At 39.5% G+C, this 11,716-nt stretch carries 12 protein-coding genes; 6 read left to right on the top strand and 6 right to left on the bottom strand.

Features of this window, described 5'->3' with window-relative positions:
• Positions 1-33: 33 nt before the first annotated feature.
• From rsgA to H7A25_23985, 6 genes are read right to left on the bottom strand one after another with little or no spacing between them, the layout of a single operon-like run.
• The gene (rsgA, locus tag H7A25_24010; GenBank protein ID MCP5502988.1) at positions 34-1,119 is read right to left on the bottom strand and encodes a ribosome small subunit-dependent GTPase A; all 1,086 of its coding nucleotides are present in this window, start codon (positions 1,117-1,119) and stop codon (positions 34-36) included.
• Positions 1,120-1,139: 20 nt separating this feature from the next.
• On the bottom strand, positions 1,140-1,898 hold the full coding sequence (locus H7A25_24005; protein MCP5502987.1) for a serine/threonine-protein phosphatase: 759 nt from the start codon (positions 1,896-1,898) through the stop codon (positions 1,140-1,142).
• Positions 1,899-1,903: 5 nt separating this feature from the next.
• Positions 1,904-2,461, bottom strand: coding sequence for a hypothetical protein (locus H7A25_24000; GenBank protein ID MCP5502986.1), 558 nt, complete (start codon positions 2,459-2,461; stop codon positions 1,904-1,906).
• A gap of 46 nt (positions 2,462-2,507) precedes the next feature.
• Positions 2,508-3,938 carry an MBOAT family protein gene (locus tag H7A25_23995; GenBank protein MCP5502985.1) on the bottom strand — a complete coding sequence of 477 codons (1,431 nt, stop codon included), beginning with the start codon at positions 3,936-3,938 and terminating at the stop codon, positions 2,508-2,510.
• 3 nt (positions 3,939-3,941) lie between these two features.
• On the bottom strand, positions 3,942-4,928 hold the full coding sequence (gene sppA / locus H7A25_23990; GenBank protein ID MCP5502984.1) for a signal peptide peptidase SppA: 987 nt from the start codon (positions 4,926-4,928) through the stop codon (positions 3,942-3,944).
• Positions 4,925-5,605, bottom strand: a complete 681-nt coding sequence (locus H7A25_23985) for a lysophospholipid acyltransferase family protein (protein ID MCP5502983.1) — start codon at positions 5,603-5,605, stop codon at positions 4,925-4,927. The genes sppA and H7A25_23985 overlap by 4 nt, the downstream gene beginning before the upstream one ends.
• A 100-nt stretch (positions 5,606-5,705) precedes the next feature.
• Between H7A25_23985 and H7A25_23980 the strand changes: the two genes are divergently transcribed.
• From H7A25_23980 to H7A25_23955, 6 genes are all read left to right on the top strand, one after another.
• Complete coding sequence (locus H7A25_23980; protein MCP5502982.1) at positions 5,706-6,488, top strand: LOG family protein; 783 nt, start codon at positions 5,706-5,708, stop codon at positions 6,486-6,488.
• 50 nt (positions 6,489-6,538) lie between these two features.
• Positions 6,539-6,820 (top strand): 50S ribosomal protein L28, encoded by a 282-nt coding sequence (locus H7A25_23975; protein ID MCP5502981.1) that lies wholly within the window; start codon positions 6,539-6,541, stop codon positions 6,818-6,820.
• A 79-nt stretch (positions 6,821-6,899) separates the two neighbouring features.
• Positions 6,900-7,511 carry an endonuclease III gene (locus tag H7A25_23970; protein MCP5502980.1) on the top strand — a complete coding sequence of 204 codons (612 nt, stop codon included), beginning with the start codon at positions 6,900-6,902 and terminating at the stop codon, positions 7,509-7,511.
• A 1-nt stretch (position 7,512) separates the two neighbouring features.
• The gene (locus H7A25_23965) at positions 7,513-7,905 is read left to right on the top strand and encodes an acyl-CoA thioesterase (GenBank protein MCP5502979.1); all 393 of its coding nucleotides are present in this window, start codon (positions 7,513-7,515) and stop codon (positions 7,903-7,905) included.
• Between the two features lie 3 nt (positions 7,906-7,908).
• Complete coding sequence (locus H7A25_23960; protein ID MCP5502978.1) at positions 7,909-8,328, top strand: peptide chain release factor-like protein; 420 nt, start codon at positions 7,909-7,911, stop codon at positions 8,326-8,328.
• Positions 8,329-8,356: 28 nt separating this feature from the next.
• Complete coding sequence (locus H7A25_23955) at positions 8,357-11,713, top strand: methylmalonyl-CoA mutase family protein (GenBank protein ID MCP5502977.1); 3,357 nt, start codon at positions 8,357-8,359, stop codon at positions 11,711-11,713.
• The last annotated feature ends 3 nt before the right edge of the window (positions 11,714-11,716 follow it).

The raw sequence follows: 11,716 nt of genomic DNA, 5'->3' as shown, positions 1-11,716 counted from the left end.
TATGAGAGTTTTTGTTTTAACTTCAAGTAGATTTTAAGATCTTTTATTCGGTTTATTTTTTAGAATAGACCTATAGAGTTTTCCTCTTTCCTTATCTTTCTTCCGCTTATCGACATAAGAGCTGGAAAGGTATTCATCTTCTTTTAACATTTTTTGAAAATTATCATACTGCCGACTATCGATTAAGCCAGAACTCAGAGCTTTTAAAACTGCACAACCCGGCTCTGTTGTATGGGTGCAATTATTAAATTTACATTCTTTTTCAAAAGAAACAATGTTTTGAAAAGTTTTACCAATTCCTTCCCGGTAAGCGAAATTGGAGATTTCTCTCATTCCCGGAGTATCTATAAATATAGCTCCATTATCTAATATAGTAAAATATCGATTGGTTGTTGTATGCTTTCCTTTTTGAGAAGAGTCACTGAGTTCTTTTGTTTTGAATTGATGCCTTTCATCCAGAGAATTTAACAGGCTGGTTTTTCCCACACCGGAGGAACCGAGAATAATATAAGTCTTTGTGGCTACTAGAATTTCTTTTAACGTCTCGATGCTTTCCGGATAAGCCCTGGATAAGGAGAGGATGGAATAGTCTGGATAAAGGCTTTTGAGTTCGGAGAGAATTTCTTTAGATTGATCCTGGGAAATTAAATCTTCTTTACTGAGAAGGATTATAGGAGTAATATTAGAATCATTTATAATGCTTAAATATCTTTCGATCCGGTTGGGATTGAAGTTATTATCTAAAGATTGCATGATAAATGCGTAATCAATATTGGCGGCAATCGGTTGATAGGAAATTTCCCGGCCTGAGGATTTCCTTTGTAGGAAGTTCTTTCGCTTCAGAACCCGTTCAATGATACAGAGCGATTCATCTACCTTCTTAAACAAAACGAAATCTCCAACCAGGGGTAAATCAGATTCTGTTACACTGGAGAATAGAAGGGAGCCGGTTAATTCAGCAGGAAATTCAGTTTTTCCTTCATGAAGGAAGTATTTATTCTTTAGAACTTTGGAAATTCTGCCTATTGTGAACTCGTGTGAATACCCGGAGTCGAGATCTTCGAGGTAAGAATCCTGGAAACCCAGTTTCTTAAGTTTATCTCCTTCCTTACCCTCCATATCAATCAGATATTAGTAGACTATTTACGAGATATGAGCATCAGGGTCATATCATCGTCGAGTTTATTTCCGGAGAAGGTATCGAGTTCTTGAAAAAGTCTGTCTGCCACATTCTCTACTATGCCTTCTGAATGATGACTGATGAATTGGTAGAGGCTGTAACCGAAATATTTACCTTCTTCATTTCTCTGTTCGAAAATTCCATCGGTAAACAGGTAAAGTTTGTCGCCCTTTTTCATCCGGAAATGTCCTTCAAGGTCATTAAGCCTGTTCTCTTCCATTTCTAAGCCTATAAAACGTCCTGAGGTGACAATAATTTCTGCTTTTTTTTCTTCTGATTGAAATAGGATAAAGTTGGGATGTTGTCCATAGTGGGTAAAGTTCCCTTCTTGATCTGCTTTTAAGATAGCGAGAGAGGCATAGGATGTAATATCAGAAGCGGCACTTTTTCTCTTTTGTTGAAGGTAGTGATTAATGGCATTTGAGACTTCTCGTGGAGTTTCCAGAAGGTTGATGTAATAGCTGAGCTGCACCATAAGCATCATGCTGAATAAATGAGAATTTAAATCGTGACCGGAAGCATCTCCGATAGCAAACCAGTAATTTCCATTTTTATCAATTAACTGGCTGTATAAATCTCCTCCAAGCGAATAAGCGTGTCGAATCCTTGAGGCAACTTCATAATTCTCATCTTTAATATCTCTGGGAAATATGAGTCCTTTAATTTCATCATTCAGGTTTGCAAACATTTCCGGGTTCCTATTTTCTTTATCGTCCATTTTTCTTATTTTTCCTGAAAATAGGCATGAGAATGGTATTCCTTGACGGTAAAATTGTGGATAAAGTGATGAAAGTTTTCATCTGATTCATTGTAAATTTCTCGAACACCATCTTTGATACCATAATTTAGCTCTATATAGCCCTGTTCATAAAGCATGGGAACTAAGGCCTCTTCCTTAATACTATAGTAATATAAGAGTTTATGGTCAAACTTTTTCTTTGTTTGTTCGTTTTTTCCATCTCCCTGTTGTTGGGTTTCTATTTCCAGGGTATGCAAGAGTAACCAGTTTCCGCTTATTTCATAGACTCCGCTACTTTTTATTAAAATGCTGGTTTTAATTCCTCTAAGGATTTCTGTTCTCAGATAGGTTTTTTCGAATTTTTTTTCAGTTCCCGGATAAAGTCGAATTGTTTCTCTGCTAAGGTCGCTGTGATAGGCAGAATTTACAGCAGCCCTTTGCCTTCCTTCTCGAATCCAGATGCCGGAATAGGAAAAGGAGGGAGCTTTTCTTTCTTTGGGCAGGGAACGAATCCACTCATCCGAGCTTGTGGAGCAGTTCACACTACTAAAAATAAGGTAAAGATAGAATCCTATACCTATAATAAATTTAAAATTGAAAATAAATAAAATCTCCTCCACCATCTCCAAAAATTCCCAGAAGTAGAAGAACCAGAAGGGAAAATGCAGGTATGGCTTTAAAGGCTAAGTTTTCTATTTTTTCAGAGAAGGTTTCCTTATACTGTATAAAATTAAAACCGAGAGCTAAGAATACGTATAAATAAATTTCTTCCAGACGAAATAATCTTTGTCCGCTTTGAAAGCTGAGCATTCCCTTAAAGTAGGACAGGGCAATGGCCAGGGAAGATCTTTCGCTATGGATTCCGATTTCCATTCCGGCTCGAAAAAAGATACCACTCATGGAAAATAAGGTAAAAATTACAATGTGTCGAAGAAAATTTACCGGCCAGGCTTCAGAAGGAATTCGAATATTATGTTTAAACAGGATTCGTTCTATCCAGAGGCAAACTCCAAGATAAAAACCCCAGAAGAAAAAACTAATGTCAGCACCGTGCCATAGGCCTCCCATAGACATGGTAATGAGCATGTTCAGGTTAGTTCGAAATTCTCCTAAACGACTTCCTCCCAGTGGGATATACAGGTAGTCTCGAAGCCAGGTAGAAAGGGTGACATGCCAGCGACCCCAGATTTCTCGAAAGGATTTTGCTAAAAATGGTCCCCGAAAGTTTTCCGGAATCGAGAAGCCGAGAAGATAAGCCAGGCCCCTGGCCATATCGGTATAGCCGCTGAAGTCACAATAAACCTGCGAAACAAAAGCAAAAACTCCCATAAACAGAGAAAAGGAATCATAAGCGGAGGGATTTTTGTAAAGAGGAACAATAATTATCCCCAGGTTATCCGAGATGACCACCTTCTTAAGAAGTCCCCCAAGTAATAGAAGAATTCCTCGCTTCATACTTTCCGGACTGATGCTGTATTTACCGAGCTGAGGAAAAAAGTCCGTGGTTCGCATAATGGGTCCGGCAATTAGCTGGGGAAAAAAGAGGATGAACAAGAAATAATCCGAAGCAGATAAACGTTTCTCTATTTTGTCCCTGTGAATATCGATTTGAAGGGCTACCAGTTGAAAGGTATAGAAGCTAATGGCAAGAGGAAGGAGAATCTGGAGAGCATAAGCTCCCTGTTTAAATAGTTCGGCCCGGCTTATGAAATAAAAGCTATCCATAAAGAAATAGTAATATTTAAAAAAGCAGAGGTTTAAAATATTTAGTATTACGATAACACGTAAGACCTTCTTTGTATCCTCTTGTTTTTCTTTTAAAGAGAAGAGCTTTTCCGAGAAATAAAAGTTTATCGCAATTACCAGAAGAAAATGAAGGGTAGATAAAAGACTGAAATAAGAATAAAATAGGACAGAAGAAATAATGAGCAGGTGTTTCTTATACTTATCCGGAATATTCCAATAAAGTAAAAAGGTGAAAAAGAAAAGAACTAAGAAAGGAATTGAATTGAAAAGCATTCCTTAATTCCTTCCTGTCCAGAGATAGAGAAAACGCGGCCCTTTTTGTAAAATAGAAAAGGTTTGGAGAGTTTCTAAAACCTCGGATTTCTCTGCCCTGGATTGTACCTGGTAGATATTCTTGAGATCATTTTTCGCCGGGCTATATACAATAATACGGGGTTCGCTGCCTTTGTCTGTTGGATTAAAATTATCCTGGTTTTTGAGTGTATTGATAGAGTCTTCGAAATAACCAATTTCATCAATGAGTCCCACATTTTTAGCCTGTTCGGCTGTATATACCCTGCCATCACAGAGAGGGCGTAATTGATCTTCCGATAAGGAAGGTCTGCCTTTTTTTACTACTGCAAAAAATTTGCTGTACAGGTCATCGATGATGGATTGAAGGATCATCTGCTGCTCTTCTGTCCTTACATGAGAACCGGAACCAATCGACTTATTGGGACCGGAGGTAATAGAATCATCAACAAATCCAATTTTGTCCAGCCCCTGTTTGTAATTGAAGGAAGTCATAATGACTCCGATAGAACCGGTGACGGTAGTCGGGTGGGCTATGATTTTATCGGAAGCCATGGAAACATAATAACCACCGGAAGCAGCCAGTCCCATATAAAGAGCGATAACCGGTATCTTTTTCTTTTTTTTGAATTCGAGGATTTCTCTGTACAGGATGTCGCTTGCGGTAACGGTTCCTCCGGGAGAGTCAATTTTTAGGATAATTCCTTTGATATCTTCATCTTTTAGGGCTTTGAGAAGGGAGTTTTTTATCATAGAAACCATGGATTCCGTACGAATTCCAAAGAAACCGGAGCTTTCTTCTCCGGAAATTTCTCCATCGATACTTAAGACCAGGATTTTATCTTTTCCACTTCCGCTTAAGGTATGTTCCTTGAGTTCTGTTCCTATTCCTCCTCCATCCGGAAAGAGGGATATAATACAATTTTGCAATAATAATCCAATCAGTAAAATAAGGCTATAAAAGTGTTTCATGCTGCATCCTCTTTATTTTCTGTTTTAGGGCTAAAATGGGCGTCTACTTTGTTGACAAGATCCATCATTACATCTTCTAATTTCTGTACGTATTCCTCCGGATTTTTTTCTCCTTTGGGAACGTAAAAAGGTTTGGAATATTCTATATATTGTTTCGCAAAGAACTTCGGAAATCTGTGTTTATCCCAGCTTCGTGTTTCGTAGTATCTGTCACAGGTGGAAAAAAAACTGACTACCGGTAGTCCTGTCATGGCTGCCATCTGTACGACTCCGGGCTGGATTTTATAAACGGGACCTCTCGGACCATCCGGTGTAAAAATCGGAACTTTTCCTTCTTTCATGGTTTTGAGTATGCTTCTGAGGGCAGTAGAGCCTCCCCGACTGGTAGAGCCCCGCACCGAGACCATATTAAAACGAAGAAAGGTTTGATAGGTGAGTTCACCATCCTTAGATAGGGAAACGAGGGGAGTTGTCATGACCTTTCGTTTTTTTTGCACATAACGGGAAACATGGTGGGTCAACAGGAGAATCTGGTTATGCCAGCCTGCAAGAATGAATCCACCGTGTTCATCGAGGAGTTTTTCGGTTTCCGGAGGAATATAAATTTCCTGACGGATAAACAAAAACCAGAATTGTAGTAGCCACTTAATCAGGTAACTGAAAACCTTATCTTTCATAGATTTCTCTTGATAGGTTTTCGCAAGACTTACAGGTAACAAGCTTTTATTTTCTTTCTAAGAGGGATTTCTATCATTTTTACACAAACAGGAGCGGAATATGCCAGGAATGGGATCCAGAAACGCTAGATTTTTAGAATCAGAGGAAGCGAGAGATATTCGTATTCTAACTGATTATAGCTATCCTGATGCAGAGCTTCATAAGCAAAAAGTCATTGATACGATTGTGATGTTTGGTTCAGCGAGGATTCGTCAGGCTGAATACTTTGATTCTCAAATTCACGAGTTAAAGGGGAAGGAAGGCCAGGAAAAAGAAATTCTTCGATTAAAAAAGGCTCGAAAACTTTCTCAATTTTATGAAGACGCAAGAAATCTTGCCGGTTTAATCACCCTCTGGGGAAAAGAAGTTTCTGCGGGTACGGATGAAAAACGCTTATTAGTCTGTACGGGAGGAGGGCCCGGAATCATGGAAGCCGGAAACCGGGGTGCGAGAGAAGTGGGTGGAAAGAGTGTGGCTTTAAATATTCAGCTTCCTTTTGAGCAGGTGCCGAATCCATACGCAGATGAAGAGTTAAGTTTTGAGTTTAATTATTTTTTTATTCGTAAACTCTGGTTTATTCACCTTGCAAAAGCTGTGGTGGTGTTTCCCGGGGGATTTGGAACGGTAGATGAGCTTTTTGAAACCCTGACTCTGTTACAAACCCGTAAAACTAAGACTTTAATCCCGGTTTTTCTTTACGGATCCAATTTCTGGAAGAGACTGGTAAACTTTGATATGTTCACAGAATTTGGATTGATTTCCGATGAAGACCTGGATCTTTTTCATTTTGTGGATTCTCCGGAAGAAACTATGGTGCTTTTGAAAGAAAAGGTGAATTTATAATTGACACTTACCTTTTAACCAAAATCCTGTCCACTGAGGAAAAATAAAGTATGGCAAGAAGATGTATGGTAACAGGCAGGGGGACTGTTTCCGGAAACAACGTTTCCCACTCCCACCTGAAAACAAGAAGAAAGTGGAAGATAAACATTGTAAAGAAACGAATCTTCCTTGAAGATGAGAACAGGTATGTAACGGTAAAGCTTTCTACCCGTGCCCTGAGGACTTTGAATAAGAAAGGCTTAAAAGCCGCTATTAAAGACGCCGGTGGCTCTCTACAAGCCATTGCTCCTAAAAAGAAAGACAATAAACAAGCCGCGCAAACAAAGAAGTAAGATCCCTTCTGAGTCTTCTGTAGAACTTACAGAAGAAGTAGAGGAAGAAGCTAACGAGTTTTATAGCTTCACGGAAACTGTGTATAACAGGCTTCAGGATTATTTTGGAGAATTAGAAACTCCCCTGAACTATACACACGACTATGAGCTGGCTATAGCCGTTATCTTGAGTGCCCAATGTACAGATGAAAGAGTCAACCAGGTTACCGAGGAACTCTTTCAGAAGTACAAAACACTCAAATCTTTTGCAGAAGCGAATCTGGAAGACCTTGAAGAAGCAATTTTTCCGACCGGTTTCTTTCGGAATAAGTCCAGGCTCATTAAGGGTTTTGCTTCCAAGTTAATTACTGACTATTCATCCAGGCTTCCTTCTACCATTTCCCAGTTGACTTCCCTGCCCGGAATTGGAAGAAAAACCGCCAATGTGATTTTAAACGAGGTTTTTGAAAAAGCTGAAGGTATCGTGGTGGATACCCATGTAAAACGTCTGGCCGCCAAACTCGGACTGACTACAGAGACCCTGCCGGAAAATATCGAATTTGATTTGATGGGCAAAATCGAAAAAATCTATTGGAGACGTTTCTCCTTATATCTCATTTTTCTCGGACGAAAACACTGTAAAGCCTACCGCACTGATTGTGAACGCTGTCCTTTAAGTGATATCTGTCCCTCTTCCTTAGAAAGGCGATAAAATGTTCCAACTTGACGATCGGTTTGAGCTGGTAACCAGGCATATTGTAATGCAAAAAGACCTGAATCAGCACGGCCATATCTTTGGAGGGACTATGCTTGCCTGGATCGATGAGGCAGCTGCTGTATACGTCATGCAGAAAATCTCATATTCGAATATCGTCACTGTGAGTATGGATGATGTGAATTTTAAGTCTCCGGGGAGAAACGGAGATATTATCGAGATATATGCCTATATTGAATCTACCGGAAAATCTTCCATAACCGTTCGTACTATTGCTACCAATCTCGATTCTTACTTTCGAAAACACCTTGTTATAGATTGTAAAATTACCTACGTTTGCCTTGACCTGAATGGAAGGCCTTATCCTTTTTTTCTAGAAAAATCGGTATAAGCAGTGGCTCTTTCTTTTCCCGTTTCTCCCGAAAAGCAGCAGGCTCTTTTCTTGAAGATGGAAGCTCTCGGAATCAAGGAATCCGACCTTGAAGAAAGCTTTACCCGAAGCGGCGGTAAGGGCGGGCAAAATGTAAACAAGGTTTCTACTGCCGTTCACTTAAAGCACCTTCCCTCAGGCATAGAAGTAAAATGCTCTGTATACAGAACACAGGGACTAAATCGTTACAAAGCCAGATCTATCCTCTGCGATAGGTTGGAGGAAAAAGAGAAAGGAGAGGATAGCAAGATGGAATTAAAAACGGAGAAGATTCGCAAACAAAAAAAGAGAAAAGAACGTAAAAGAAAGCAAAAAATAGAAGATATGAAAATCCATGATTTAGAAAGTGAGATTAGCGAGGAAGATATTCAACCTGACGAATAAGTTCTTCCTCTAAAGGTAGGATAGGAGTATGGTTACTGTCAGAGAAGAATATGTAACGAAAAATAAAGTTCGTATTGTTACTGCCGCATCCCTTTTTGACGGACACGATGCGAGTATTAACATCATGAGAAGGATTTTGCAGTCCAGCGGTGCAGAGGTGATTCATCTCGGACATAACAGACCGGTCAGCGAAATTGTGCAGGCAGCCATACAGGAAGATGCACAGGCGATAGCCCTGACTTCTTATCAGGGTGGGCATACGGAATATTTTTCTTATTTAAGAGAGTTATTAAATAAGGAAAACTGCAATCATATTCGAATTTTTGGTGGAGGAGGGGGAACGATTCTTCCTTCCGAAATTGAAGAACTTCAAAAGAAAGGAATTACCAGGCTTTATTCTCCTGACGATGGAAGAAAACTCGGTCTCCAGGGAATGATAAATGATGTATTAGAAAAGTCTGATTTTTCCTGCATAGAAGCTAAACCACATACTTCTTTACTCTCTGCTTCGAGACAGGTCTTACTGGCTCATTGTATCAGTCTGATTGAAAATTCTAAACCTGTCCCTGAGGAGTATCTGGAAAAGTTAAGGCAAGAGATTCCAACAAAACCTCTTGTTTTGGGAATTACGGGAACCGGTGGAGCCGGTAAATCTTCTTTGACCGATGAATTAGTCTTGCGTTTTCAAAAAGATTATCCCGATGTAGAAATTGCTATTCTATCTATTGATCCTACCCGCAAGAAAACCGGTGGGGCTCTTTTAGGAGACCGAATCCGGATGAATTCGATTCACCACCCCCAAATTTTTATGCGTTCTCTGGCCACAAGATTTGATCATCAATCAGTGAATCCTCATGTTCAGGAAATTACAGAACTCTTTAAAGCTGCGGGTTTCCCTTTCATTATTGTGGAAACAGCGGGTATCGGTCAATCAGATACAAGAATTACGGAACTTGCCGATCTCAGCCTCTACGTGATGACACCTGAATACGGAGCTGCCAGCCAATTAGAGAAAATCGATATATTAGATTATGCTGATTATATTGCGATTAATAAATTTGATAGAAAAGGTGCGAAAGACGCTCTGAGAGATGTTGCAAAACAGTACCAGAGAAATCATAAGCTTTTTGAAAAACCCTTAGAAGAAATGCCTATTTTTGGAACGGTGGCTTCGCGTTTCAATAACGAGGGTGTAAATGAGTTATATACAGCTATTTTTTCTCAGGCAAGAGAAAAACTTGGTTTTTTTGATGATATTCGCTTTGATCACCCGGTTCAAAAGAGTCAGGATATTATTCCACCCGAAAGAGTTCGCTACCTTTCTGAAATCGTAGAAAGTTCAAAAGAATTTAATGCTTTCATTAAAAAAGAAAAAGAAATCGCTTCGAAAGCCTATCGTCTTCAGGGAGCTGTTCGGGAATTCTCCTCTGAACCAGAAATTAAAGAGAAAATTCAGAATAAATTTTATATTAAGCATGCCGAACTCTCTGATTCTTCTAAAAAGATTTTGGATAACTGGGAACAAAAAAAATCCGGTTTTCGTAAAGATTTTTTTTCCTATACGGTTCGGGGAAAGGAAATTCGGGTAGAAAATTATTTTACCTCTCTTTCTGATTTAAAAATTCCTAAAATAGGCTTTCCTAAGAGTGCTGATTGGGGAGATATTCTGGAATGGAATTATAAGGAAAATTTTCCCGGAGAATTTCCTTTTACTTCCGGAGTCTACCCTTTTAAACGAAGCGGAGAAGACCCTACCCGAATGTTTGCTGGTGAAGGAGGCCCGGAAAGAACGAATCGCCGTTTTCACTATCTTTCCCGTAATAGTGAAGCCAAACGTTTGTCCACCGCATTTGATTCTGTAACCCTATACGGAGAAAATCCGGATAAAAGACCGGATATTTATGGGAAAATCGGAAACTCCGGTGTCTCAATTGCTACTTTAGATGATGCTAAAAAACTCTATTCGGGCTTTGACCTCTGTGCTCCGAATACTTCGGTTTCCATGACGATTAACGGTCCGGCTCCAATTCTTCTGGCATTCTTTTTCAATGCAGCGATCGATCAGCAGTGTGAAAAATATATTTTTCAGAATGGACTCGAAGAAGAAGTTCATAAGAAAAAAGAAGAACTATATAAACAATTTAGCCAGATTCCTCCTGTCTACCGGGGAGAACTTCCTGCCAGCAATAATAAGCTGGGTCTTTTTTTACTGGGTTTGAGTGGTAAGGATGTTTTGAGTCCCGAAGTTTATGAAAATATAAAAAAAGATACCATTCAAAAGGTGCGGGGTACTGTCCAGGCTGATATTTTAAAAGAAGACCAGGCACAAAATACCTGTATTTTTTCTACTGAATTTTCTTTGAAGCTAATGGGAGATATACAGGAATACTTTATCGAAAATGGGGTGCGAAACTTTTACTCTGTATCTATATCCGGGTACCATATTGCAGAAGCTGGTGCGAATCCCATAAGCCAGTTAGCTTTTACTCTTGCCAATGGTTTTACCTATGTAGAATATTACCTGGCCAGGGGAATGAAGATTGATGATTTCGCACCCAACTTTTCCTTCTTCTTTTCGAATGGAATGGATCCGGAATACAGTGTAATCGGAAGGGCAGCAAGGAGGATCTGGGCAAAGGCGATGAAGTATAAATATAAGGCCTCTCCCCGCAGTCAGATGCTTAAGTATCATATCCAGACTTCAGGACGTTCTTTACATGCCCAGGAAATCGACTTTAATGACATCCGTACCACATTACAGGCTTTATATGCAATATATGATAATTGTAATTCTTTGCATACGAACTCTTATGATGAGGCGGTAACTACGCCTACTGAAGAGTCGGTAAGAAGAGCCTTAGCAATTCAATTAATTATAAACAGGGAACTGGGAACGACAAAGGCTGAAAATTACATTCAGGGAAGCTTTATTAGTGATGAACTAACCGATCTTGTGGAGGAAGCGGTATATGCCGAGTTTAATCGGCTTACGGAAAGGGGGGGTGTTCTGGGTGCCATGGAACTGATGTACCAGAGAAATAAAATTCAGGATGAGTCTATGTTCTATGAAGGTCAGAAAATGTCGGGTGAATACCCAATTATTGGTGTAAATACTTTTCTGGATGAAAAAGGTTCTCCTATCATCGTTCCCGATGAAGTAATTCGCTCTACCGATGAAGAAAAAGATTCTCAGATTTTTGCACTGAATGAACTTCACAAGCGATACTATTCAGAATATGAGAATCATCGAAAATACTTAGAATCCTCTGTAATGGAAAATCGTAATGTGTTTGAGGCTCTTATGAACCTTGCACCTTATTTATCCCTGGGGCAAATAACTTCCCGTCTGTATGAATTGGGCGGGAAATATAGAAGAAATATGTAAAAG

Source organism: Leptospiraceae bacterium (genome assembly GCA_024233835.1).
Lineage (GTDB): Bacteria > Spirochaetota > Leptospiria > Leptospirales > Leptospiraceae > JACKPC01.
The sequence above is the reverse complement of the archived record's forward strand: the minus strand, read 5'-3'. Positions and strand labels throughout refer to the sequence as shown.